Consider the following 23,082-nt stretch of genomic DNA (forward strand, 5'->3'; position numbering starts at 1 on the left):
CCTCCAAACGCCGCGCGCCGCTGCCCGGCCTCCTTCTCGGGAGGCCGGGCAGCGGCGTGCGATGTGCCGTACTCACTCCTCCGGGGAGACGACCGCGCGCAGGGGCGCCAGCAGCCGGTTGACCTCGCGCACGTCCTCCCGGGACGCGAGCCGCAGGCACTCCCGGGGCCGGGGATCGAGGGGCCCGGACGGACAGCGGTCCTCGAACAACTGGAGCGCCGTGCGCGGCCGGCACCGCTTGGACGTCCACCACAGCCCCTGCACATCGGCGCACCGCTCGCGGATCACCCGCACCCAGTACCGGGTACCGGCGTACTCCTCGGTGTCGACCAGCCAGTGGTCCTGCCAGACCGCGGCCAGCCCCTCGGCGGTCGTCAGGTCCACCAGGGACAGCTCCGCCGTGGTGCGGAACGCCGACAGCACGTACCGGGACGCCTGCGCCCAGGGGATCAGGCGCACCCCGTCACCGCCGAACTCGACCGAGCGCAGCAGGACTTCGCTGAGCGCGGTGACCGGGTCGAGGGCGGCGTAGAGGTGGCGGTAGGGGTCCTTCTCGGTGGGGTCGAAGCGGTTGCCCTTGAAGTACTCGTGGGCGACCTTCGGGTTGAACTCGGTGGCCTTGTACTGCTCCTCGTGGCACCGCCACAGCACCGTGCCCGCCGGCAGCTCGTGCCGCACCGGCTCCATCGGGACGCCGTCCGGCGGAATCTGTTCGGGCATCAGGCCGCCCCCACCAGTTCGGCGGCGGCGCGTTCCAGCGCGTCGTCCGGCACCACGCCGAGCAGTTCGGCGGGGACCCCGCCCAGCCACCGGTTGCCGCCCAGCCACCAGTCGGCGGCTCCCCAGGGGTCGCGGTCCGCGCACAGCAGTACGTTGATCCGGCGGACGACCGGCAAGGGTTCGGCCGTACCGGGCTTGAACTGGAAGCGGGGGTAGCGGAAGCCGTCGTCCGGGTCGCGCAGCCGGATCAGACCGGCGGCGGGGGCGTCCGGCCCACCGGGCGGCGGGGCGGAGCCGGCGTCGTCGCGCACGGCGGGTCCATGGTGCCCGGCTCCGGCAGTCGCGTCCTCCGTCCCGGCGGGGGTCCCGTCCTCCGCCCCGGCAGGGGTCCCGTCCTCCGCCCCGGCCAGGGCGGTGTGCTCGGCCTCGGTCAGGGCGGGGGCGGCCAGGAGGCGCCGGCGGGCCGCGCGGAGCAGTTCGGCGGGGTCGGGCGGCGGGGTGCCGAGGACGCCGATCACCGCGTCGATCGTGGCGAGGCGGGGCAGTTCGCGGGGACCGGCGGCGTAGCGGTGGCCGCCGAGCGCCTCGGCCACCGGGTGGCCGGGCGGCAGCGCGGACAGCGTGCGCTTGATCCGGCGTACGGTACGGGCGGCGGCGGCCGGGTTGCCGGTGACCGTCTGCTCGCGCAACTCCCGTAGCGCGTCCGACAGTTCGCGGTGGTCGTCCGCGTCCAGTCCGGTGGTGACGGTGGTCCAGTGGTGCTCCAGGAGCCTCAGCAGGTCCTCGGAGGTCATACGGGCTCTCCCTTCGGCTGCCGGGCGGCGGGCACCGCCGGTGCCGGGTTGCCGTGGTGGACGAAGGCGGCCCAGGTGTCCGGCCGGTCGCGGAAGTCCTCCGCCAGCCGCCCGGCCGAGACACGCCTCAGCGCCGGGACGGGCGGGCGCTCGTCCGGCGGGGTGAGCATCCAGCGCTGGGCGGCGCGCAGCGCGTCCGGTGGGGCGAGTCCCCGGCCGAGGGCGTCGTGCAGGACGAGCATCATCAGCTCGGACCGCTTGTCGTCGACCTTCCACCGGGAGCCGATGGCGTCGGCGGCCAGCCGGTGCACCAGCACCGAGGTGACGGTCAGGGCCTCGTCGTGGTCGCGGGTGGTCAGGTCGGTCTCGCAGCCCCCGCACACCACCAGGGGCCCGGCCGACCGGAAGGCGTCGCCCTCGGCGGGCGTCTCCAGCAGGGTGCTCAGGGTGAGGCCCGCGGTCCGGGCCGGCTCGTCGGCCTCGTCCGGGTCGGCCAGGAGCAGCGCGGACCGGGTGGGGTCCGTACCGGCCAGCCCGTGACAGGCGAGATGGACCAGGGAGGCGGGGGCGGCGGCCCGGCCGCCGAGCAGCGCCAGGACGGTCTCCGGGGTGGCGGGGTCCTCGTGCGGCCGGTGCACCACGGCGTCGCGGTAGAGCACGGCGGCCAGGGTGTCGATCTCCTCCTCGGCCCACTCCAGGTCGTCCCCGCCGTGGAAGACCAGGGCGGGCCGGTCGGTGAGCGGCATCCGCCGCCGCGCCGCGGCCCGCAGGAACTCCCGGCCGGAGGCCGCGTGGGTGAGCACGGCGACCTCACAGGCCCGCACCGGGCGCGGGGCCCGCGGGCCGGGCAGTTCGGCGTCGGGCGCTCCGGAGCCTGACGGCTCAGGGCCGGGCACCCCGGAGGCGGGCACCTCAAGGCCGGGTGCCTCGGGGTCTGACGCCTCAGGACCGGCCATTCGAGGACCGGGCGCCCCGGAACCGGCGAGCGCCCCAGGGCCGGGCATTCGAAGGCCGGGCTCCCCGCAACCGGGCGCCTCAGGGCCGGGCACGCCGGAGCCCGGCAGCTCAGGGCCGGGCTCCCCGCAACCAGCAGGCGCGCCAGGGCCGGGCGCCCCGGAACCAGGCGCCCCAGGGCCAGCAGTCTCCCCGGGACCGGGCACCCCAGGGCCGGCAGTCTCCCCGGAACCGGCAGGCTCCCCCGGACCCGCGGGCGACCCGAGCAGGGCCGCCTGCCAGGGCACGACCCCCAGTTCCCCGCAGGGCACCAGGACGAGCCGTACGGCATCGGCCCGCGTACCACCACCCGCGACCGCAGCAGCACCCGCACCCGCACCCGCACCCATATAGGCGCCCGCACCCACAACCGCTGGAGTGGCGAACACATCCGTCCCGGCGACGGCCCGGTCCCCCGCGCCGAGGTGGTCCAGCGCGGGCCCGAGCACCTCTCCGGCCCAGGCGCACATGCCGTCCAGGGCCCGCAGCCAGCGCCGCTCGGCACGCTCCCGCTCCTCCTTGTCAGCCCCCCGCTCCTCCTTGCCGACCGCCGCTCCCTCCTTCACGGCCACCTCGTCGGCCTCCTCACCGGCCGTGGTCTCCAGCCGCTGCCGGTCCGCCCCGGCCGCCAGGTACTCCGCGACGGGCCGGCGGCCGTCCGGGGTCAGGGCGGGCAGGAGCAGCGCCTCGGCGGGGCCCTCGCGGGGGACGATCAGTACCGCGCCGTCCGGGTCGTCGACGCCCGGGACCAGGTACAGCAGCGCGTCCGCGCCGGTCGCCCGCAGCCCGGCGCGCAGGTCGTCCACCGAGGGCAGCACCGGCTCCAGGTCGGCCCCGCCCCGCCCGCGCAGCAGCTCCAGCGAGCGGCGCCGCACGTCACCCGGCAGTCCGGGACTGCCCGTGCCGAGCCCGGCCAGCACCTCCATCGGGGAGCCGCCCGAGCGGCCGCCGGGGGTGCCGGAGGCCACGTCGGCGGAGAGTTCCCACAGGGAGCGGTCGGCGCCGCGGTCCTGGGCGGGGTCGGCGGCGGCCCGCCAGCGCTCGGCCAGTTCGCCCTCGCCGAGCGCGGCCAGCCGGTCGGCAACGCCCGCGGACACGGCCGCCGCCCCGAACACCAGGGACCGGCCGGCCTCCAGGCAGGCGATCGCGTCCTCGGTGCGCCCGGCGCGCAGCGCCCAGAAGGCGGCGGCGCGGCCCCGGTCGGCCGCCGCGCGGGCGATCCGCAGGCCGTGGCCGACGCCCTGCTGGAGCAGGACATCGTCGGCGGAGTGCCGCAGCGAGGTACGGGCGAGGCCGAGGGCGGCCGTCAGGTCCTCGTCGGTGCCGGGCGCGCCCGCCCGCAGCCAGGCGCGTTTGGCGTGCAGCGCGGCCAGGTCCCAGGTGAGGCCGGCGCTGCCCGGCAGGCCGACGCCGCCCGGCAGGCCGGCGGGCAGGCCCGCCAGCCCCTGGGTCAGCTCGCCGATGGCCTCGTCCAGCGCCCCGGCGTCCCCGGTGAACGTGTGCAGGGTGTCCAGGGCGAGCGCGATGGCGCCGTGCGACCTTGGCCGCAGCGCGCCGCTGAATTCGGTGGCGGCCAGCGCGGCCCGGGCCCGCCGGACGCCCTCGGCGATGCGGCTCGGGTCCGACTCGGCGATCGCCGTCAGGGTGAGCAGCGGGGCCCACATCATGTCGAGCAGGATGCGCAGGACGGGCATGTCCACCGCTGTCTCAACGGCCCGCCGCATGTGGTGCACGGCCGCCCTCAGGTGTGCGGTCCGGTCCGCGCCCGAGGCGTCGAGGACGACGAGGCCGAGGTAGGCGATGCCGAGGGCCATACCGATGTGGATACCGGTCCATTCCTCGGCGGCGGCGTAGACCTCGTCCACCTCCAGTTCGCACAGCGCCTCGATGACGTCCCAGACGGTCTTGACGTCGCCCCGCTCCAAGGCGGAGGTCAGCCGCACCGTGAGCCGCGTCGCCTCCCCGCACACGCGCAGGTTGGCGGCGGCCGTGCCGGCGGGGTCGCCCTCCCACCGCTGGGTCTCGAACAACTTCAGGGCCAGGTCCTCGTCCTCCAGGCTGCCGCCGTTCATGGCGGCCCCGAAGAGCATGACGGGGACGATGTTGGTGAGCCATGCGCCGTTGGGTTCGCCGTCGAATTCGCCCTTGGCCCACGCGTCGTGCACCAGCCGGAGCGCCTCCCTGAAGCCCGTGACGTCGCCGGAGTACATGGCGCCGGCAGCATGGAGGAAGGCACCGACCATCCGGGACGGCAGCGGCGTACGGCCGTCCTCCCGGCCGGTGCCGGGGTGTTCTCCGGTCAGTTCGGCGAGGAGTGCGGGCACGTTCCGCGGGCCGACGAGTCCGGGTGACATCGCCTCGGCCAGGGCCAGGAACTCGGTGAGGGCGTTGCGGGTGGCCACGGCCGTGTCGGTGCCCCCGGTTTCCGGCTCCGTGGGGCCCGGGGACCTGGCGAGGGACTGCTCCAGATCGCCCAGCATCAGGTTCAGCAGGGTGCCCAGCGAAGCCGGTATCCCTTCGCCCGTGAGACCGGCGAGCACGGGCCGTGCCTCGCTGACGAACGCACCGGTGTCGCCCGCCAGCAGCGCGTGGGTCATCGCGAGGAATCCCTCTGTCCTGGCGCGCAGTTCGGGAGTCATCCGGTGGTGCTCGCGTTCCAGCAGCAGCCGCGTCAACAGCGCGGTGTCCTCCACGATGCCCGGCCCGCCGTGGGTGAGCGGGGTGCCCAGTTCCATGAGGCGCATGAGCCGGTCCACGCTCCAGTGCGGCTCGGAAAGGACGGAGGCGTCACGGCTGAGTCCCACCAGCCGGAAACCGGTGAGCGCCACGAGTCCTCGGTAGGCGGCCTCCCGCTCTTCCGCTGCGAGCAGGGACGACGTACGGGCCTGGTCCAGCAGGGGAAGCGCGCGCTCCCGGTCGGCCGGATCACCCTCCAGCACGAACCGCAGGGCCCGGCACCGGCCGAGCCGTGCGGCCACCGCCGCGGCCGTCGCGCCGTCCTCGCCGGACGCCTCCAACTCGGCCAGCAGCGACTCCAGTTCGCCGGTCAGGGCGTCGAGTTCCGGTCCTCGTGTCCCGGTGTGGGTCTCCGGTTCGAGCGGTACGGACACCTGGTCGGTGCGGGCGAGCGCGGCGGCGGCGCGGTCGGCCGCGGACACGGTTCCGGCGTCACTCATGTGTCATCCCCTCCGCCGCCATGGTGCCCGCTTCCGTGGTCCGGCAGCCGGGCCCTGGCGCACCCCAAGGGCATCCTGCCGGACAACGCCCGGCTACCGGCCGGTTTCCGCCCGGTCCGCCCCGGGCGGTGCGCTCACCGTGGCGCCGGTTCCGGTGGCGGGCGGGTGCGGCGCGCGGTACACCGCCAGGGATGTGACCGGCCCACCGCCCGGCCGGTGCGCCGGGTGCGGGTCGCTGCAGCTGCCGGCCCGTGACGAGCGGGCGAGCGGGCGGCCGGTCCCCTCGCAGGCCGGATGAGGCCCGTCGGCCGGGCAGGCCGGCAACTCGTGGGGGGTACCCGGCGATCGGGCCGGGAGCCCGCCCGCCGTGTCCGACGGGACACCGCCTCGGGGCCCGGCGGCAACCGCCGGGCCCCGAGGACACCGTCGTCGTCCGGCGCGTCAGGCCGCGCGGAGCCGCCGGGTCAGGAACTCCTCGAGGGTCAGCAGGCCCGGGTGGATCCGGCGCAGTGCCGGGATGTCCGCCTGGTAGCCCTCCTCGGCGAACCACTCGAACATGCGCTCCTCGACGGGGGTGGCCTCGAAGCGCGTGGGGACGCCGGTGACCCGCTCATAGATCTCGGCGACCTGCGGGAACGTGATCTCGTCACCCGCCAGCTCGATCTCCTTGCCGATGTACTCGGCCGGGTTGTCGAAGGCGGTGGCGGCGAAGAAACCGATGTCGTCCGAGGCGATGAACTGCATCGGCTTGTCGGCCTTCACGGGCAGCCGCATCAGGCGCTCGGGCCGGGCGTCCGCGAAGTGGAGGAGGTTGTTCATGAAGAAGACGGGACGCAGCACGGTCGCGGGAAGACCGGTCTTCTTGATGTGCTCCTCGATCTCCCACTTGCTCTCGAAGTGGTCGATGCCGGTCTGCCGTTCGGCTCCGCCCACGGAACTGTAGACGAAGTGCGCGACACCGGCTTCCTTGGCGGCGTCCGCGATGGCCTTGCCGTGCCGCACCTCCGCCGCGAGTGTCTCCGGCTCGTAGGCCAGTGCCTGCACGCTGAACACGCCGTGGACGCCGTCGACGGCCGCGCGCAGCGAGTCGGTGTCCTCCAGGTCGCCCTTGACCAGCGTGGCGCCCAGCTCCTCGAGGGCCTGGGCCTCGGCCTTGCCGGGATCGCGAACGAGAGCACGCACCTGCCAGCCACGGGAGAGCAGCTCACGAGCGGTGGCACCGCCCTGGTTACCGGTGCCGCCCAGAACTGAAACGATCTTGTCGTTGCTCAACGCGTGCTCCTTCTGAGGTTGTTCGCGAACCGGCGCGAGCGGGCGCCGCGTCCGAGTCTTGAACCTCAAGCGCAATTGAGGTCAAGGGGTTTGAGACGGGGAGCACGCCACCCGTGGGGCTTCCGGTGGCCCCCGGGGCCGCGGGCGAGGCCGGGGCTACTTCACGAGGGCGGTCAGCCGCGCCACGATCTCGTCGTTCTCCTCGATCATCGCGGCGTTGATCCGGTTGTCGGCGCCGTGCGGGATCGCCAGTCGCGGAACGCCCGCGTGGGCGGAGGCGAGCGTGGTGCCCGCGCCGCCGTGGTGGATGATCGCGTCGCAGGTGGTCAGGAGGGTGGACAACAGCGCCCAGCCGACCACCCGATTCTCGTGATCCGTCCGTCGCACACCGGCGAAGTCCGGCGGCCCGATCCTCGGCGCCCGCGCTCGACCCCGGCTCGCACGGTGCCGGATGCGGCAGGCGTAAGATCTGCGCCGCGCGGGAACGGGATCAGACCACTCTGCGGCCATCGGCGGCCGAAACCGGCTCCAGCCCATTCCGAGCTGCTTCAATGACGCTCCTCCGCCGGCCCTCCTCTTTCCGGCCCGCGTTCTCTCGATCCTCTCCTTCCCTTCCACTCTTCGATTGCAGGTGATGGTGATGAAGGCAGCTGCCCTGACCTCCTACGGCGCTCCCGACGTGCTGCGACCCATGGAGATACCGGACCCGCAGGCCGGTCCGGGAACGGTACGGGTCCGCGTCCGCTCCGCCGGGGTCCAGCACTTCGACAGCCGCATCCGCCAGGGCTGGGCGCCCCCGTTCCTGGATCTGAGCTTCCCCATCGTGCCCGGCAACGAGTTCGCGGGAGTCGTCGACCAGGTGGGCGAGGGTGTCACCGCCTTCGCGCCCGGCGACGAGGTGCTCGGTTACGGCACCCTGGGCTCCTACGCCCAGTACGTGGTCGCGCCCGCGGACCAGATCTGCCGCAAGCCCGCGTCCATGCCGTGGGACATCGCGGGCGGCTTCTCCGGCAACGGCCAGGGCGCGCACATGTGCCTGGAGGCCATGGGCGTCAAACAGGGGGACACCGTCCTCGTCCACGGCGCGGCCGGGGCGCTCGGCACCTTCTCCGTCCAGCTCGCCCGCGCCTGGGGGGCCACCACCGTCATCGGCACCGCCGACGAGGCCAACCACGACTACCTGCGCTCGATCGGGGCCGTGCCCGTCACCTACGGCGAGGGCCTGGCCGAACGGGTTCGTGCCGTGGCGCCCGACGGGGTGGACGCGGTGATGGACACCGTCGGCGGTGACGCCCTGCGCGCCTCGGTCGAGGTCGTGAAGGACCGCGAGCGCGTCCGCACGATGGTCGACGACGAGACCGCGAAGGAACTGGGCGTGCCACTGCTCGGTGCGGCCCGCTCGGTGGAGCGCCTGATCGAGCTGACCGGACTCCACGAGCGCGGCCTGCTGAAGCTCCACATCCGCGAGGCGTTCCCGCTCGACCGGGCGGCCGACGCGCACCGCGCCCTCGACACCGGTCACGGCCGCGGCAAGCTGGTGCTGCTCGTCGACTGACGCACGGCGGGGGCAGTGGCCCTCCGGGGCACCGGCGGGTACCGGAGGCCCACTGCCCACGAGCTGGTCCGTACCCGGCCGCCGACGCGGGTCAGCGGCGCGGGGCGGGCGCCTCGGCGATCTCCTTCGCACGGTCGAGGACCAGGCACACCCTCGCGCTCGACTCCCTGCACACGAAGGGACGTAACGGCGGCCACGTCCGCCACGTCGGGCGCGAGCACCACGACCTGCTCGGAGCGGACGGTGGCGCCGTCGCCGTCCGGCTCCACCCGCCAGCGCACCGTGTGACTGCTTCCGATCGGCGGCAGCACCAACTGCTTGTACGCGACGAGCGTGCCGCCCCGCCCGACCCACGCCGTGCGCATGGCCAGGATTCCGCCGTCCGCCTCCCGGGTGTCGACCTCCACGAGCTGTGCCCCGTCCTCGTCCTGGAGCACCTCGGCCCGCTCCACGTGCGCCAGCAGCCCGGGCCAGGCGGCGACGTCGTACAGCACCCGGTGCACGGCGTCCGCGGAACCCGCCGCCCTCACCTCGTCGACGACCAGGATGCGCCGGTCCGCGGGCAGTTCGGCCGCCGCCTTCACCGCCGCGGTCTCGGCCTGCGCGATCCTGTCGATCACCGCGCCGGTCTCCTCCAGCGCCGCGTCGCCGCCCACCGCCTCGTACCGGTGCTCGAGCCCGTACCAGGCGCTGCTCCGCCCCCACGGGCTCCACGATCCAGGCCCGCTCCATCCGCGTCAGCGGTGGGGCGGGCCGATCCGGCTCGAAGTCGGTCCGCATCCGCGCGGCGTCCACCCTTCGCAGCGCGACCCGGGCCTCCACCCGTTCCCCGGACGTGGTCCGCATCCCGCACCGTTCGAAGCCGCCGTCCTCGCCCAGGACTTCGGCATGCACGAACGGCTTGGACATCAAGGGCCAGTTCGCCGGTTCCGCGAGAAGCCCGAACACCTCCCCGGCCCGCGCCGCGACCTCGTGCACCCGCGTTCCCCCCATCGACATCCTCCCGGCTCCGACGAACGAGCACGGATGCTCCCGGACCCCTGTGGACCTTCACTCCGGACGCCACGGGGACGCCGCGGCGCCGGGACCCGGACCCGCACAGCCCGTCAGCTCAGGGCGGGGATGATGTGGGCGCCGTAGGCGTCGATGGTGCCCTCGCGGTCGTCGTGCATGTCGTACACCGCGAACTGGTCGACGCCCAGGGCGCGCAGCGCGGTCAGTTTCTCGATGTGCCGCTCGGCGGGGCCGATGACACAGAACCGGTCCACGATCTCGTCGGGCACGAACGCGGTGTCGGGGTTGCCGCTGCGCCCGTGGTGGGCGTAGTCGTAGCCCTGCCGGGCCTTGATGTAATCGGTGAGTTCCGCGGGGACGTCGGCGGAGCGCTCGCCGTACCGGGAGACGAGGTCGGCGACGTGGTTGCCGACCATGCCGCCGAACCAGCGGCACTGCTCACGGGCGTGGGCGAGGGCCTCGGGCGAGTCGTTTTCGGTGACGTAGGCCGGGGCGGCGACGCAGATCGTCACCTCGGACGGGTCGCGGCCGGCGGCTGCCGCCGCGTCCCTGACCGCATTCACCATGTACTCCGTCAGGTACAGGTCGGCGAGCTGGAGGATGAACCCGTCGGCCTCCTCGCCGGCCATCTTCAGGGCCTTCGGCCCGTAGGCGGCCATCCAGACGGGGACTTCGGCGCCCTCCTTGATCCACGGGATGCGGATCCTGGCGCCGCCGAGGTCGGCCTCCTCGCCCCGGCCGAGGGCGCGGATGACCCGCATGGCCTCGCTGATCCGGGCCAGGGTGTCGGGTCCGCGCCCGGCGACGCGCATCGCGGAGTCACCGCGGCCGATGCCGCAGACGGTGCGGTTGCCGAACATGTCGTTGAGGGTGGCGAAGGTGGAGGCGGTGACCTCCCAGGTGCGGGTGCTCGGGTTGGTGACCATCGGACCCACCGTCAACCGCTCGGTGTTCGCCAGGATCTGACTGAAAATCACGAACGGTTCCTGCCAGAGCACGGCGGAGTCGAAGGTCCAGCCGTAGCGGAAGCCGTTGTGCTCGGCCCGGCGCATCAGGGCGACGACGCGGGAGGCGGGCGGGTCGGTCTGCAGGACGAGTCCGAAGTCCATGGTCGCCACTCCTAGTTCAGGTACTGACAGGTGGAGCGCGGGGTGAAGACGCCGTGCCCGGCACGGCCGGTGTACTCCCGCTGGACGATGACGGGTTCGCCGCGCGAGAGGACCGTCTCGACGCGGCCGGTGACCCGCTTGCCCTCGTACGCCGAGTAGTCGACGTTCATGTGGTGGGTCGCCGCGGACATCACCTGCTCGGCGCGCGGGTCGTAGATGACGATGTCCGCGTCGGCGCCCGGGGTGATGGTGCCCTTCTTCGGGTACAGGCCGAACATGCGGGCCGGGGTGGCGCAGGCGATCTCGATCCAGCGGCGGCGGGAGATACGGCCGTCCACGACGGCCTGGTGGAGCAGGTCCATGCGGTTCTCGACGCCCGGCAGGCCGTTGGGGATCTTGGAGAAGTCGCCGCGGCCGAGGTCCTTCTGGCCGGTGAAGCAGAAGGGGCAGTGGTCGGTGGAGACCACCTGGAGGTCGTTCGTGCGCAGCGCCCGCCACAGACTCTCCTGGTGTTCGCGGGGCCTGAGCGGGGTGCTGCACACGTACTTCGCGCCCTCGAAGTCCGGTTCGGCGAGGTTGTCGGCGGACAGGAACAGATACTGCGGGCAGGTCTCGCCGAAGACGTTCAGCCCCTCGTCGCGCGCCCTGGCCAGCTCCGCGACCGCCTCCGTCGCCGAGACGTGGACGACGTACAGCGGGGCCCCGGCGACCTGTGCCAGCCGGATCGCCCGATGGGTGGCCTCGGCCTCCAGCAACGCCTTGCGGACCTCCCCGTGATGGCGGGGGCCGGTCTCGCCCCGGGCCAGCGCTTGCCGGACCAGCACGTCGATGGCGATGCCGTTCTCGGCGTGCATCATGATCAGCCCGCCGTTCTCGGCGGAGCGCTGCATGGCGCGCAGGATCTGGCCGTCATCGGAGTAGAACACGCCCGGGTATGCCATGAATTGCTTGAACGAGGTGATCCCCTCCTCGATCAGCAGGTCCATTTCCTTGAGCGTCTCGTCGTTGACATCGGAGACGATCATGTGGAAGGCGTAGTCGATCGCGCAGTTGCCCTCGGCCTTGGCGTGCCAGGCGTCCAGGCCCTCGCGCAGGGTGTGGCCGACGCTCTGCACCGCGAAGTCCACGATGGTGGTCGTACCGCCCCAGGCCGCGGCCCGGGTGCCGGTCGCGAAGGTGTCGGAGGCGTGGGTGCCGCCGAACGGCAGCTCCATGTGGGTGTGCACGTCGACTCCGCCCGGGATGACGTACTTGCCGGTGGCGTCGATCACGCGGTCCGCGGTCCAGCTCTGCGAGTGGGGCGTGGCCAGGGCGGCGATGCGGCCGTCCTCGACGAGGACGTCGGCGTGGATCTCGTCGGACGCGGTGATGACGAGACCGTGGCGGATGACGGTACGGCTGCTCATACTGCTCCTCGGTTCGGGCTCGGCCGCTCGCGGCCTCGCCTGCGCAGCGGGACGACGGCCGGCGGCTCCCGGCCGGGCGGGGCCGCGGCGGCGCCGGCGACGCGCGCCCGGCGCGCCGGCCGGTCCAGCCGGCCGGCGCCGGCCACCGCCTCGGGCCGCCCGGCGAGCGCCCGCTCCGGGGTGAGCACCCGGCGGACGGACGGGGCGGGTTCCCGCCCGTGCCGGGAACCCGAGGCGGTGGTCATGGCCGTACCCCGTTCTCTTCTGGTGCGGGACGGGCTCCCTGGCGCGTCAGTACGGGCTCCTGAGCGCGTTCTCCAGGATCGCCGCGCCTTCCTCGGCCTCGGCGACGGTGAGGGTGAGCGGCGGGGCGATCCGCAGGGCGCTGCTGTCGTGTCCGCCGCCCTTGCCGATGAGCAGTCCGCCCTGGCGGGCCGCCTCCAGTACGGCGGCGGCGGCCTGCGGGTCGGCCTCGTCCGTGCCCGGCTTGACCAGTTCGATGCCGATCATCAGCCCGCGTCCGCGCACCTCGCGCACCCCGGGCAGCCCGGCGGTGGCCGCCCGGAGCCGTTCGATGAGCAGTCCGCCGACCCGCCGGGCGTTGCCCTGGAGGTCGTGTTCGAGGAGGTAGGTGAGGTTGGCGAGGCCCGCGGCCATGGTGACCTGGGTGCCGCCGAACGTGGAGATGCTGTTCGCGTCCAGGCAGTTCATGATCTCGGCGCGGGCGACGACCCCGCCGATGGACATGCCGTTGCCGATGCCCTTGGCGAAGGTGACGATGTCCGGCGGGCCGCTGCGGGCGTGTGCCTGCCAGCCCCAGAAGTGGTCGCCGGTGCGGCCCCAGCCGGACTGCACCTCGTCGGCGATCCACAGGACGCCCTGGGCGGCGAGGACTTCGCGGAAGGCCGCGAACAGTCCGTCGGGCGGCGAGGTGAACCCGCCGACGCCCTGGACGGGTTCGGCGATCAGCGCGGCCGGGGGCCGGGTGTGGCCGAGGACGTCCTTCAGGTCGGCCACACAGGCGTCGATGAACGCGCGGTCGTCGAGGTGGGCGAACGGGCCCCGGGTGCGCACGCCGCCGTGGACGTACAGGGTCTGGACCGGGGACAGGGAGGTCGGGGACCAGCCGCGGTTGCCGGTGACGCCGACCGCGGTGAAGGAGCGGCCGTGGTAGCTGTTGCGCATGGCCAGGACGGTGTTGCTGCGCCGGTGGGCGGTGGCGAGCAGCAAGGCGGTGTCGTTGGCCTCGGTGCCGGAGGCGGTGAAGAACACCCGGGCGTTCGGGATGCCGCTCAACCGGGCGATGCGCTCGGCGAGTTCGACCATCGGCCGGTTGAGGTAGAGGGTGGAGGAGTGGACGATCCGGCCGGCCTGCTCACTGACCGCCTTCGTCACCTCGGGCAGGGCGTGCGCGGTCATCGTGGTGAGGATGCCGCCGAAGAAGTCCAGGTATCTGCGGCCCGCGGAGTCCCAGACGTGGCGGCCCTCGCCGTGGGTGATCTCGATCGGGTCGTCGTAGTAGAGGGCGAGCCAGTCGGGCATGACGGCGCGGTGGCGGGAGTAGAGGTCGGTCACGGCCGCACCAGCCCTTCGTAGGCGTCGGGGCGGCGGTCGCGGTAGAAGGCCCACTGCTGCCGCACGTCCTCGATGAGGCCGAAGTCCAGGTCGCGCACCAGGAGTTCCTCGCTCTTGTCGCTCGCGACCTCGCCGACGAACCGTCCGCGCGGGTCGACGAAGTACGACGTGCCGTAGAAGTCGTTGTCGCCGTACTCCTCCTGCCCGACCCGGTTGATGGCGGCGACGAAGTACTCGTTGGCGACGGCCGCGGCGGGCTGTTCGAGCTGCCAGAGGTGGGCGGACAGACCCCGGTGGGTGGCGGACGGGTTGTATACCAACTGGGCGCCGTTCAAACCCAGTTGGCGCCAGCCCTCGGGGAAGTGGCGGTCGTAGCAGATGTAGACGCCGACCTTGCCCACGGCGGTGTCGAAGACGGGCCAGCCCAGGTTGCCGGGTTTGAAGTAGTACTTCTCCCAGAAGCCCTTGACCTGCGGGATGTGGTGCTTGCGGTACTTGCCCAGGTAGCTGCCGTCGGCGTCGATCACGGCGGCGGTGTTGTAGTAGAAGCCGGACTGCTCGACCTCGAAGACCGGGACGACGAGCACCATGCCGGTCTCGCGGGCGAGGTCCCGCATGCGGCGCACGGTGGGTCCGTCGGGCACGGGCTCGGCCCAGCGGTAGTGTTCCGGCTCCTGGACCTGGCAGAAGTAGGGGGCGTTGAAGACCTCCTGGAAGCCGATGATCCGCGCGCCTTGGCGGGCCGCCTCGCGGGCGTGCTCCTCGTGTTTCGCCACCATGGTCGCGGTGTCACCGGTCCAGGTGGCCTGGACCAGGGCGGCGCGGACGACGTTGGCCATGAGCTGCTCCTTCGACACGACGTCAGAGCCTCTACGCCCGTAGAGCAGGCGGTAGAGGGACGAACGTAAGCCTCCGGGCGGCCCTTGCCAAGACCATCGTCGTCAAAGCACGGAGTCGATCACGTTTCGCACTCCGGTGGCGGAGCCGGTCACCGGGGGCCGGGCGGGCGGCTCAGACGGGCGCCAGGGCGCACCGCGCCACCAGTTCGTCCATGGACAGGCCGAGGGCCTCCGCGAGCGCGGCGACGGTGAAGAACGCCGGTGTGGGCGCCCGTCCCGTCTCGATCTTGCGGAGCGTCTCGGCGGACACGCCCGCCGCGGCGGCGACGTCCGCCATGCTCCGGTCGCCGCGCGCCTCGCGCAGCAGCCGCCCGAGCCGCTCACCGCGGTCGCGCTCTTCGGGAGTGAGAGGGGTACGCACCATGCCCCCATTCTGCCCCCGGCCGCCCCTCTCCCGGCCCGGCCGGGCATCACCCAATTAAAATACCGGTATAGTAATTGGCATGGTGGAACTGAAGACCGAAACGTCGATCGACGCGATGCACGCGGCGGGCCGGGTCGTCGGCCGCGCCCTGACGGCCGTACGCGAGGCCGCCCGCGTCGGTGTCACGCTGCTGGAGCTGGACGAGGTGGCCCGGGAGGTGCTGCGCGAGGCGGGCGCGACCTCGCCGTTCCTCGGCTACCGCCCCTCCTTCGCCCCGACCCCCTTCCCCGCGGTGATCTGCGCCTCGGTGAACGACGCGATCGTGCACGGCATCCCGACGGGCTACCGGCTGCGCGACGGCGACCTGCTCTCCGTCGACTGCGGCGCCGTGCTGGACGGCTGGGCCGGCGACTCGGCGATCAGCTTCGTGGTGGGCCGACCCCGCCCGGCGGACCTGCGGCTGATCGAGACCGCCGAGCGGGCGCTGGCCGCGGGCATCGCGGCGGCCGTCGTGGGCAACCGCATCGGGGACATCGCGCACGCCGTCGGCCGGGTCTGCCGCACGGCCGGCTACGGCATCCCGCAGGGCTTCGGCGGCCATGGCGTGGGCCGCCGCATGCACGAGGACCCCGAGGTCCCGAACGAGGGCCGCCCGGGCCGCGGCCTCCCGCTCCGGGCCGGCATGGTCCTCGCCATCGAGCCCATGCTGATCGCGAGCGGCAAGGACGGCTACCACGAGGCCCCCGACGGCTGGACCCTGCGCACCGACGACGGCTCCCGCGCGGCCCACACCGAGCACACGGTGGCGGTCACGGAAGAGGGCCCTCGCATCCTGACGGCAAGGTAAGCGCCCCAAGGGGGCGCGGGGAACGGCGCGCCCGGCCACAACGCGCCCGCAGCCGCCCGAATACGGGAATCCCCCTCCCCGTAGGCGGACATGCCCGACGAAACGGATCGTGTCATCGTGGGCATGAGCGCCTCTTACCCGGTTACCCGGCGGAGCCAGTCGTCAGCGAAGGAAACGCAACGCCATGACCAACGGCTACCCTCCTGACCCGTTCGGTGACTTCCTGGCCCGCTTCTTCGGCGGCTCCGCCGGCGGGGCGCCCCGCCACATCGACATCGGCCGGCTGCTCAGCCAGCCGGCCCGGGAGCTGGTCAGAGGAGCCGCCCAGTACGCCGCCGAGCACGGCAGCCGGGACCTGGACACCCAGCACCTGCTGCGCGCGGCCGTGTCGTCCGAGCCCACCCGGAGCCTGCTGAGCCGGGCGGGCGCGGACCCGGACTCGCTCGCCTCGGAGATCGACGACCGGGCGGGTCCGGCACAGCACCCGCCGGGCGAGTCCCCGCCGCCGACCTCGCTGTCCCTGACCCCGGCCGTCAAGCGGGCCCTGCTGGACGCGCACGACATGGCGCGGGCCAGCGGCGCCGGGTACATCGGCCCGGAGCACGTGCTCAGCGCGCTCGCCTCGAACCCGGACTCGGCGGCCGGGCACATCCTGCACGCGGCCCGGTTCCAGCCGCGCTCCATGCCGCCGGAGGCCCCGGAGAGCGCGCCGCCCCGCCCGGAGCGGCAGCGGCCCACCGACACGCCCACCCTGGACAAGTACGGCCGTGATCTGACCGAGCTGGCCCGGCAGGGCCGGATCGACCCGGTGATCGGCCGGGACACCGAGATCGAGCAGACCATCGAGGTGCTGTCCCGGCGCGGCAAGAACAACCCGGTGCTGATCGGTGACGCGGGCGTCGGCAAGACGGCGATCGTCGAGGGGCTGGCGGAGCGCATCGCCGACGGGGACGTGCCGGACGTGCTGGCCGGGCGCCGGGTGGTCGCCCTGGACCTGACCGGCGTGGTGGCCGGCACCCGCTACCGGGGCGACTTCGAGGAGCGCCTGAACAACATCGTGGAGGAGATCCGCGCCCACTCCGGCCGGCTGATCGTCTTCATCGACGAGCTGCACACCGTCGTCGGCGCCGGTTCCGGCGGCGACGGCGGCGGGATGGACGCCGGGAACATCCTCAAGCCCGCCCTCGCCCGGGGCGAGCTGCACATCGTCGGCGCGACCACGCTGGAGGAGTACCGCCGGATCGAGAAGGACGCGGCGCTGGCCCGCCGGTTCCAGCCGATCCTGGTACCGGAGCCGACGGTGGAGGACACGATCGGCATCCTGCGCGGGCTGCGCGACCGGTACGAGGCCCACCACCAGGTCCGCTACACCGACGAGGCGCTGGTGGCCGCGGTGGAGCTGTCGGACCGGTACCTCACCGACCGGCGGCTGCCGGACAAGGCGATCGACCTGATCGACCAGGCCGGCGCCCGGGTGCGGCTCGGCGCCGGCACCAAGGGCACGGACGTGCGCGCCATGGAGCGCGAGGTGGAACAGCTGGCCCGGGACAAGGACCAGGCGGTCGCGGACGAGGACTACGAGCAGGCCAAGCAGGTGCGCGACCGGATCACCGAGCTGAAGCAGCGGATCGCGGCGGCCAGCGAGGACGGGAGGGCCGACGAGGGGCAGCTGGAGGTGACGGCGGAGGCCATCGCCGAGGTGGTGTCCCGGCAGACCGGCATCCCGGTGAGCCGGTTGACCGAGGAGGAGAAGGAGCGGCTGCTCGGCCTGGAGGAGCACCTGCACCAGCGGGTGGTCGGCCAGGAGGAGGCGGTCGCCGTGGTCTCCGAGGCGGTGCTGCGCTCCCGCGCCGGGCTCGCCAGCCCCGACCGGCCGATCGGCAGCTTCCTCTTCCTCGGCCCGACCGGCGTCGGCAAGACCGAGCTGGCCCGGGCGCTGGCGGAGGCCCTGTTCGGCAGCGAGGACCGGATGGTGCGGCTGGACATGAGCGAGTACCAGGAGCGGCACACCGTCTCCCGGCTGGTGGGGGCCCCGCCCGGCTACGTCGGCCACGAGGAGGCCGGTCAGCTCACCGAGGTGGTGCGCCGGCACCCGTACTCGCTGCTGCTGCTGGACGAGGTGGAGAAGGCGCACCCGGACGTCTTCAACATCCTGCTCCAGGTGCTGGACGACGGCCGGCTCACCGACTCCCAGGGCCGGACGGTGGACTTCAGCAACACGGTCATCGTGATGACCAGCAACCTGGGCTCGGAGGCGATCACCCGGCGCGGGACCGGGATCGGGTTCGGGCCGGGTGGCTCGGATGCCGACGAGGAGGCGCGGCGCGAACGCATCCTGCGGCCGCTGCGGGAGCACTTCCGGCCGGAGTTCCTCAACCGGATCGACGAGATCGTGGTCTTCCGGCAGCTCACGGGCGACCAGCTGCGGCGGATCACCGAGCTGCTGCTGGAGAGCACCCGGCGGCTGCTGGAGGGGCAGGGCGTGTCGGTGGAGTTCACGCCCGCGGCCGTGGACTGGCTGGCCGAGCGCGGCTACCAGCCCGAGTACGGTGCCCGGCCGCTGCGCCGCACCATCCAGCGCGAGGTGGACAACCAGCTGTCCCGGCTGCTGCTGAACGGCACGGTCGCCGAGGGCGGCCGGGTCACGGTGGACGTCGCGGACGGGCGGCTGGACTTCCGCGCCGACCGGGCGTCCCCGCCCGCGTCGGACCCGCGGGTCCCGCCGCCCGCACCGGAGCCGTGACGCACGGCTCCGGCCGCCGCAGCCCTCGGTAGGGCTCCGGCGGCCGGAGCCCTACCGCGCCGGGCGCACCACGCCGGAGCCCTACCGCGCCGGGCGCACCACCATCGCCGAGCCGCCGCCGCGCCGTACCTTCTCGGCGGCGGCCAGCCACCTGCCGTCCGGCAGGCGCTGCACGCCGGTGGCGGCGCCGATCTCGGGGATGGGGCTGAAAGCGTGCCCGATGGCCTCCAGGCGGCGCTTCAGCCCGCTGTCGTACAGCCCCGGTTCCAGCTCGGTCCGCGCCGTGTTGCGCTGGCTGGCGCGCGGGGCGGCGATGGCGTCGACCAGCGGCAGACGCCGGTCGAGGAACCCGGTCAGGGTCTGCAGCACGGTGCTGATGATGGTGGCGCCGCCGGGGGAACCGACCGCCACGACGGGCTTGCCCTGCCGGTCCAGCACGATCGTCGGGGCGACCGAGGAGCGCGGGCGCTTGCCCGGGCCGGGCAGGTTGGGGTCGTGGACGGCCGGGTTGGCGGGGGCGAAGGAGAAGTCGGTCAGCTCGTTGTTGAGCAGGAAACCCCGGCCGGGGACGGTGATGCCGCTGCCGCCGGTCTGCTCGATGGTGAGCGTGTAGGCGACGACGTTGCCCCACTTGTCGGCCACGGTCAGATGGGTGGTGTTCTCTCCCTCGTACGTCGTCGGGGCCGCGGTGCCGCCCTTGCCGCAGGGTGCGGGACGGCGCGGGTCGCCCGGGGCGAGCGGGCTGGTGAGGACGGCGTCGTCCTTGATGAGGCAGCCGCGCGAGTCGGCGTACCGCTGGGACAGCAGCCCCCGGGTCGGTACGTCCTCGAAGGCGGGGTCGCCGACCCAGCGCCCGCGGTCGGCGAACGCGACGCGGCTCGCCTCGATGAGGCGGTGCAGGTAACGGACCTGGTCCGCCTTCGACAGGTCGGTCCGCTCCAGGATGTTGAGGGCCTCGCCGACGGTGGTGCCGCCGGAGGAGGAGGGGGCGATGGAGTAGACGTCCAGGCCGCGGTAGGAAGTCCGGGTCGGTGCCTGGAGCTTGGCGCGGTAGACCGCGAAGTCCTTCTCGGCGAGCTTGCCCGGGCGGGCGTTCCAGCCGGAGGCGGGGTCCACGGGCGGGTGTTCGACGGCCTTGACGATGTCGTCGCCTATGTCCCCGCGGTAGACGGCCGCCGTGCCCTCGCGGCCCAGTTGCTCGTAGGTGCGGGCCAGGTCGGGGTTCTTCAGGGTGGAGCCGACGACGGGGAGCCGGCCGCCCGGCAGGAACAGCTTCACGGTGTCGGGGAAGTAGCGGAACCGGGTCTCGTTGGCCGCGGTCTGCGCCCGGAAGGTGTCGTCCACCGTGAAGCCGTCGCGGGCTATTCGCTCGGCCGGTTCCAGCACGGTGCTCAGCTTCTCGCTGCCCCACTCCTGAAGGGCCTTCTGCCAGGTGGCGGGGGTGCCCGGGGTGCCGACGCTCAGCCCGCTGCTGACGGCGTCGGCGAACGGGATCGGTTTGCCGTGCTCCAGGAACAGGCCGGAGTCCGCGGCGAGCGGCGCGGTCTCGCGGCCGTCGATCGTGTGGACCGTGCGGGTCCTCGCGTCGTAGTGGACGAAGTAGCCGCCTCCGCCGATGCCGGAGGAGTAGGGCTCGGTGACGCCGAGCGCGGCGGCCGTGGCGACGGCCGCGTCCACCGCGTTGCCGCCGCGCCTGAGGATCTCGATGCCGGCGGCGGAGGCGTCCGCGTCGACGCTGGCGACGGCTCCGCCGTAACCGACGGCCACGGGCGTCTTGGCGGCCGTCTCGCTCGCCTGCGCGGCGGGCGGCGCCGCCGCCCCCACCGACACCATGGCGGCCGAGACCGCCAGAACCGCCAGTTTCCGCTTGTCTGGGCGACCCATGCGTACCTCCCGTCGGGACAGTCCGCGCAGCGTAACCAGAACGGTGCTGTACCGACAGTACGCCGCGGTGCCCGGCCCCACCATGCCGGAGCTCGAACACGCGTACGGCACAGGCGTGGTCGTGCCGGTGGCGGATGTCACACCGCCGAGCACAACCCGTCCGGCGCGCAGCTGACCTTCTCCCCGCCGTGGGGACGACCCGTCACAGGTGTCCGTCCCGCTCGGCGAGCAGTGATCTCCGGCTGCCGCCGGACGAGCCTGGCCCGTTGAACTGCCGCCCCCCTCAGGGTTTCGGGGCCATGGGGGGCTCCCCACCGGGCAGCAGCGCCCCAGGGCCGGCCGGGGCCTGGACCACCGCCTCGGTCTTGGGACTGCGCTGCTCACGGCGGGACACCCAGCCGGCGAACCACGAGAGCAGCATGCACATCCCGATGTAGATCGGCGAGATCACCATCACTACGGGGATGAACGGCAAATCGTAGTCGAGGTTGGACGCGATGAGTTTCCCGGCATGGAGAAACTCCTCGTAGGTGATGAGGAAGCCGAGGGAGGTGTCCTTCAGCGCGACCACCAACTGGCTGATGATGGCGGGCAGCATCGCGCGCACCGCCTGCGGCACGAGGACGTGCGTCATGACCTGCGTCTTGCGCATGCCGAGCGCGAACGCGGCCTCCTCCTGGCCGCGTTCGACGGCGTGCACGCCGGAGCGGAAGACCTCGGCGAGCACCGAGCCGTTGTAGAGGGTGAGCCCGGCGACCAGCGCGGGCAGCGGCTGCACCTTCAGCGCCACGAAGATGAAGAAGATCATCACCAGCACGGGCATGGCCCGGAAGAACTCCACGACGAGCGTGGCGAGCGCGCGCACCGGCCGGTGGTCGGACAGCCGGCCGCAGGCCAGCACCCCGCCGAGGACCAGGGAGAGGACGGCCGCGAGGGCGAACGCCTTCAGGGTGTTGCCGAGTCCGCGCAGCAACAGCCACTGGATGCCCTGGTACTCGAACGGCATCCACTTGGTGGCGGTGAACTGGCCGGTGTGGAACAGCAGGTAGAGGATCCAGGCGAGCAGTGCGAGGAGGACGGCGGTGGACAGGACGCCGTACAGCGCGTGCCGCCGCCGGGCGTGCGGGCCGGGGACGTCGTAGAGCGCGGGGGCGGCGGTCATCGGGCGACTCCCCACTTGCGCTCCAGCGCGTGGAACAGGGCGCTGATGGCGAGCGTGACGATCAGATAGCCGACGGCGATCCAGACGAACGTCCAGACGATGTTGTAGCCGAGTTCGTTGAGCGTCTTGTACGTGCCGAGCAGCTCGGTCACGCTGAAGGCACCCGCGATCGCGGAGTTCTTGGCGAGCGCGATGAGGGTGGAGCCGACGGGCGGGATCACGGACCGGAACGCCTGGGGCAGCACGACCAGCGACAGCGTCTGCCCGAAGGTCATGCCGAGGCTGCGGGCCGCCTCGCCCTGTCCCCTGGGCACGGTGTTGATGCCGGAGCGCAGCACCTCGCAGATGAAGGCGGAGGTGTAGCAGCCGAGGGCGAGGACCGCGAACACCTGGAAGGGCAGGACGAGTCCGAACCGGGGCAGGCCGAGCAGCACCGCGAAGAACAGCAGGGTGAGCGGGGTGTTGCGCAGGACGGCGACCCACGCGGTGCCGAAGATCCGCAGGGAGCCGACGGGCGCGACCCGGAAGGACGCCATCACGAAGCCCAGCACGAGGGCCAGCAGGGAGGCGTAGACGGTCAGTTCGAGGGTGCCGAGGAAACCGGCGCCGTAGGCCGAGAAGTTGTCTGTCAGTACGTTCATGCCGTCCTCGCTCGGCCCGCCGGGTAGCGGTCGATGGCGGGCGGGTGGGGTGCGGGTACGCCGGACAGGCCGAGCGTGGCGTCGTACGCCTTCTTCCAGTCGCCGTTCTTCTCGCGGGCCGCCAGGGCGTCGTCGAGGGCGAACCGCAGGGCGTTGTCGCCGCGCGGGACGCCGATGCCGTAGGGCTCCTTGGAGAACGGCTTGCCGGCGAGCTTGAGTTCGTCCGGGACCTTGGCCGCGTAGCCGATGAGGATGGCGTCGTCGGTGGTGACCGCGTCGACCTGGTAGGTGAGGAGGTTGTCCACGCAGACGGAGTAGGTGTCGTAGGCGACCAGGACCGCTTTCGGGTAGTCGGCCCTGATGCGCTGGTACGGCGTGGAGCCGGCCGCCGAGCAGACGCGTTTGCCGGCCAGGTCCTGGGGTCCGTGGATGGTGTCCTCGTCCCTGCGGACCAGGAGCGACTGGCCGGCCATGTAGTAGGGGCCGGCGAAGCCCACGAGTTTCTTGCGGTTGGGGTTGATGGTGTAGGTGCCCACGTAGTAGTCGATCTGGCCGTTCTGCAGGGCGGTCTCGCGGTTGGCGGAGGCGATGGTGCGGAACCGGATGCTCTGCGGTGCCAGGCCGAGCGAGGCGGACATCATTTTGGCGATCTCGATGTCGAAGCCGGAGTAGGCGCCGGTGGCCGGGTCCTTCTCGCCGAGGTAGGGCTGGTCCTCCTTGACGCCGACGACGAAGTGGCCGCGCCGCTTGGCCCGGGTCCAGGTCCGGGAGGCGGGCAGGCGGACGTCCTGGGCCACCTGGTAGTGCGGGAGTTTCCCGGCGGCCGGCCCCTTGCCGGGCGGGCTGCCCTCCTTGCCGCAGGCGGCTGCCAGCAGCGCGAGCAGCGCGCACAGGGCGCGGGGCACACGGGTGGTACGGCACATGGGTC

Annotated in this window: 19 protein-coding genes; 3 read left to right on the forward strand and 16 right to left on the reverse strand. The window is 73.0% G+C overall.

The window, feature by feature from the left end; genetic code table 11:
* Positions 1-72: 72 nt before the first annotated feature.
* The 5 genes from Srubr_RS20225 to Srubr_RS20245 all read right to left on the reverse strand — a co-directional run bounded on the left by Srubr_RS20225 (position 73) and on the right by Srubr_RS20245 (position 7,342).
* Complete coding sequence (locus Srubr_RS20225; protein ID WP_189990590.1) at positions 73-720, reverse strand: RES family NAD+ phosphorylase; 648 nt, start codon at positions 718-720, stop codon at positions 73-75.
* The gene (locus Srubr_RS20230) at positions 720-1,514 is read right to left on the reverse strand and encodes a hypothetical protein (protein ID WP_189990588.1); all 795 of its coding nucleotides are present in this window, start codon (positions 1,512-1,514) and stop codon (positions 720-722) included. The genes Srubr_RS20225 and Srubr_RS20230 overlap by 1 nt, the downstream gene beginning before the upstream one ends.
* Entirely contained in the window at positions 1,511-5,683 is a 4,173-nt protein-coding gene (locus Srubr_RS20235; RefSeq protein ID WP_189990586.1) for a CHAT domain-containing protein, read from the reverse strand. Before Srubr_RS20235 ends, Srubr_RS20230 begins: the two co-directional genes overlap by 4 nt.
* 441 nt (positions 5,684-6,124) lie before the next feature.
* Positions 6,125-6,955: an NmrA/HSCARG family protein gene (locus tag Srubr_RS20240; RefSeq protein ID WP_189990584.1), complete on the reverse strand. Its 831-nt coding sequence runs from the start codon at positions 6,953-6,955 to the stop codon at positions 6,125-6,127.
* Between the two features lie 156 nt (positions 6,956-7,111).
* Positions 7,112-7,342 (reverse strand): glycosyltransferase, encoded by a 231-nt coding sequence (locus Srubr_RS20245; RefSeq protein ID WP_189990583.1) that lies wholly within the window; start codon positions 7,340-7,342, stop codon positions 7,112-7,114.
* Between the two features lie 253 nt (positions 7,343-7,595).
* Between Srubr_RS20245 and Srubr_RS20250 the strand changes: the two genes are divergently transcribed.
* Positions 7,596-8,510: an NADP-dependent oxidoreductase gene (locus tag Srubr_RS20250; RefSeq protein WP_189990581.1), complete on the forward strand. Its 915-nt coding sequence runs from the start codon at positions 7,596-7,598 to the stop codon at positions 8,508-8,510.
* On the opposite strand, the gene Srubr_RS20255 is transcribed toward Srubr_RS20250, so the two are convergent.
* The 7 genes from Srubr_RS20255 to Srubr_RS20285 form a co-directional block, all read right to left on the reverse strand.
* Positions 8,474-9,166, reverse strand: a complete 693-nt coding sequence (locus tag Srubr_RS20255; protein ID WP_189990579.1) for an SRPBCC family protein — start codon at positions 9,164-9,166, stop codon at positions 8,474-8,476. The genes Srubr_RS20250 and Srubr_RS20255 overlap by 37 nt on opposite strands.
* Positions 9,167-9,616: 450 nt before the next feature.
* Entirely contained in the window at positions 9,617-10,633 is a 1,017-nt protein-coding gene (locus Srubr_RS20260; protein WP_189990577.1) for a TIGR03842 family LLM class F420-dependent oxidoreductase, read from the reverse strand.
* 11 nt (positions 10,634-10,644) lie between these two features.
* A complete protein-coding gene (gene hydA / locus Srubr_RS20265) occupies positions 10,645-12,039 on the reverse strand; it encodes a dihydropyrimidinase (protein WP_189990575.1) in 1,395 nt (464 codons plus the stop codon).
* Positions 12,036-12,284 (reverse strand): hypothetical protein, encoded by a 249-nt coding sequence (locus Srubr_RS42070; RefSeq protein ID WP_373319172.1) that lies wholly within the window; start codon positions 12,282-12,284, stop codon positions 12,036-12,038. The genes hydA and Srubr_RS42070 overlap by 4 nt, the downstream gene beginning before the upstream one ends.
* 46 nt (positions 12,285-12,330) lie before the next feature.
* Positions 12,331-13,581: an aspartate aminotransferase family protein gene (locus Srubr_RS20275; protein WP_189990903.1), complete on the reverse strand. Its 1,251-nt coding sequence runs from the start codon at positions 13,579-13,581 to the stop codon at positions 12,331-12,333.
* A gap of 29 nt (positions 13,582-13,610) precedes the next feature.
* Positions 13,611-14,453 (reverse strand): nitrilase-related carbon-nitrogen hydrolase, encoded by an 843-nt coding sequence (locus Srubr_RS20280; RefSeq protein ID WP_189990573.1) that lies wholly within the window; start codon positions 14,451-14,453, stop codon positions 13,611-13,613.
* Positions 14,454-14,625: 172 nt separating this feature from the next.
* Entirely contained in the window at positions 14,626-14,877 is a 252-nt protein-coding gene (locus Srubr_RS20285; RefSeq protein WP_189990571.1) for a helix-turn-helix domain-containing protein, read from the reverse strand.
* A gap of 79 nt (positions 14,878-14,956) precedes the next feature.
* On the opposite strand from Srubr_RS20285, the gene map reads away from it, so the two are divergent.
* Both map and Srubr_RS20295 read left to right on the forward strand, forming a co-directional pair.
* Entirely contained in the window at positions 14,957-15,724 is a 768-nt protein-coding gene (gene map, locus Srubr_RS20290; RefSeq protein WP_189990570.1) for a type I methionyl aminopeptidase, read from the forward strand.
* 184 nt (positions 15,725-15,908) lie between these two features.
* Positions 15,909-18,467, forward strand: a complete 2,559-nt coding sequence (locus tag Srubr_RS20295; protein WP_189990568.1) for an ATP-dependent Clp protease ATP-binding subunit — start codon at positions 15,909-15,911, stop codon at positions 18,465-18,467.
* A gap of 81 nt (positions 18,468-18,548) precedes the next feature.
* Here the strand turns inward: Srubr_RS20295 and ggt are convergent, their stop codons facing one another.
* The 4 genes from ggt to Srubr_RS20315 form a co-directional block, all read right to left on the reverse strand.
* Positions 18,549-20,351, reverse strand: a complete 1,803-nt coding sequence (gene ggt / locus Srubr_RS20300) for a gamma-glutamyltransferase (RefSeq protein WP_189990566.1) — start codon at positions 20,349-20,351, stop codon at positions 18,549-18,551.
* A gap of 283 nt (positions 20,352-20,634) precedes the next feature.
* Complete coding sequence (locus Srubr_RS20305) at positions 20,635-21,513, reverse strand: amino acid ABC transporter permease (protein ID WP_189990564.1); 879 nt, start codon at positions 21,511-21,513, stop codon at positions 20,635-20,637.
* Complete coding sequence (locus Srubr_RS20310; RefSeq protein WP_189990562.1) at positions 21,510-22,154, reverse strand: amino acid ABC transporter permease; 645 nt, start codon at positions 22,152-22,154, stop codon at positions 21,510-21,512. Before Srubr_RS20310 ends, Srubr_RS20305 begins: the two co-directional genes overlap by 4 nt.
* Positions 22,151-23,077: a glutamate ABC transporter substrate-binding protein gene (locus Srubr_RS20315; RefSeq protein WP_189990560.1), complete on the reverse strand. Its 927-nt coding sequence runs from the start codon at positions 23,075-23,077 to the stop codon at positions 22,151-22,153. The genes Srubr_RS20310 and Srubr_RS20315 overlap by 4 nt, the downstream gene beginning before the upstream one ends.
* Positions 23,078-23,082: the final 5 nt, after the last annotated feature.

Origin of the sequence: Streptomyces rubradiris (assembly GCF_016860525.1) — a bacterium.
Lineage (GTDB): Bacteria > Actinomycetota > Actinomycetes > Streptomycetales > Streptomycetaceae > Streptomyces > Streptomyces rubradiris.

What these genes read in the sequence shown, in the direction of transcription:
- Srubr_RS20225 (WP_189990590.1), bottom strand. Translation starts at nt 720, where the DNA reads ATGCCCGAACAGATTCCGCCGGACGGCGTCCCGATGGAGCCGGTGCGG.
- Srubr_RS20230 (WP_189990588.1), bottom strand. Translation starts at nt 1,514, where the DNA reads ATGACCTCCGAGGACCTGCTGAGGCTCCTGGAGCACCACTGGACCACC.
- Srubr_RS20235 (WP_189990586.1), bottom strand. Translation starts at nt 5,683, where the DNA reads ATGAGTGACGCCGGAACCGTGTCCGCGGCCGACCGCGCCGCCGCCGCG.
- Srubr_RS20250 (WP_189990581.1), top strand. Translation starts at nt 7,596, where the DNA reads ATGAAGGCAGCTGCCCTGACCTCCTACGGCGCTCCCGACGTGCTGCGA.
- Srubr_RS20260 (WP_189990577.1), bottom strand. Translation starts at nt 10,633, where the DNA reads ATGGACTTCGGACTCGTCCTGCAGACCGACCCGCCCGCCTCCCGCGTC.
- hydA (WP_189990575.1), bottom strand. Translation starts at nt 12,039, where the DNA reads ATGAGCAGCCGTACCGTCATCCGCCACGGTCTCGTCATCACCGCGTCC.
- Srubr_RS42070 (WP_373319172.1), bottom strand. Translation starts at nt 12,284, where the DNA reads ATGACCACCGCCTCGGGTTCCCGGCACGGGCGGGAACCCGCCCCGTCC.
- Srubr_RS20275 (WP_189990903.1), bottom strand. Translation starts at nt 13,581, where the DNA reads ATGCCCGACTGGCTCGCCCTCTACTACGACGACCCGATCGAGATCACC.
- Srubr_RS20280 (WP_189990573.1), bottom strand. Translation starts at nt 14,453, where the DNA reads ATGGCCAACGTCGTCCGCGCCGCCCTGGTCCAGGCCACCTGGACCGGT.
- Srubr_RS20285 (WP_189990571.1), bottom strand. Translation starts at nt 14,877, where the DNA reads ATGGTGCGTACCCCTCTCACTCCCGAAGAGCGCGACCGCGGTGAGCGG.
- map (WP_189990570.1), top strand. Translation starts at nt 14,957, where the DNA reads ATGGTGGAACTGAAGACCGAAACGTCGATCGACGCGATGCACGCGGCG.
- Srubr_RS20295 (WP_189990568.1), top strand. Translation starts at nt 15,909, where the DNA reads ATGACCAACGGCTACCCTCCTGACCCGTTCGGTGACTTCCTGGCCCGC.
- ggt (WP_189990566.1), bottom strand. Translation starts at nt 20,351, where the DNA reads ATGGGTCGCCCAGACAAGCGGAAACTGGCGGTTCTGGCGGTCTCGGCC.
- Srubr_RS20305 (WP_189990564.1), bottom strand. Translation starts at nt 21,513, where the DNA reads ATGACCGCCGCCCCCGCGCTCTACGACGTCCCCGGCCCGCACGCCCGG.
- Srubr_RS20310 (WP_189990562.1), bottom strand. Translation starts at nt 22,154, where the DNA reads ATGAACGTACTGACAGACAACTTCTCGGCCTACGGCGCCGGTTTCCTC.
- Srubr_RS20315 (WP_189990560.1), bottom strand. Translation starts at nt 23,077, where the DNA reads ATGTGCCGTACCACCCGTGTGCCCCGCGCCCTGTGCGCGCTGCTCGCG.